The following is a 374-nucleotide window of genomic DNA, read 5'->3' as shown; positions in this document are numbered from 1 at the left end:
CCGTGCTGGTATCGCCATCGGCATCGGTCAGGGTGTAGGTAAACGTCTCTATCGCGCTTCCCCCGCCCTGCAGATTCAGAAAATCCGGATCATCCGTATCGAGGGTGTAGGTGTAGGAACCATCCGCTGCCAGCACCAGGGTCCCGTAGGTGCCGGTGAAGGTGCCTGCGGTGATCGGCCCGGTGGTGGGACTGATGGTGATCCGGTCAGCACCTTGGGTGTCGTTGGTCAGGACATTGCCGGTCAGGGTCGTTTGCTGCTCGGTCGCCGTTGCCAGGTTGCCGTCATTCGCAGCCGTCGGCAGGTCGTCGACGATAGTGACGTCCAGACTGTCAGTGGCCGTGCTGCCATCGCTATCGGTGGCCGAGACAACA

At 61.8% G+C, this 374-nt stretch carries 1 protein-coding gene; it reads right to left on the bottom strand.

All coding sequences use genetic code 11. The annotated features are described in order from the left end of the window. Nucleotides 1-374: Ig-like domain-containing protein (locus tag G7009_RS27360; RefSeq protein WP_181133384.1), on the bottom strand; the 374-nt coding region annotated here is incomplete at both ends.

This window comes from Pseudomonas capeferrum (assembly GCF_013523055.1).
Taxonomy (GTDB): Bacteria; Pseudomonadota; Gammaproteobacteria; order Pseudomonadales; family Pseudomonadaceae; genus Aquipseudomonas; species Aquipseudomonas capeferrum_A.
Note: the sequence above shows the minus strand (reverse complement) of the source record. Positions and strands in the feature narration are given on the sequence as shown.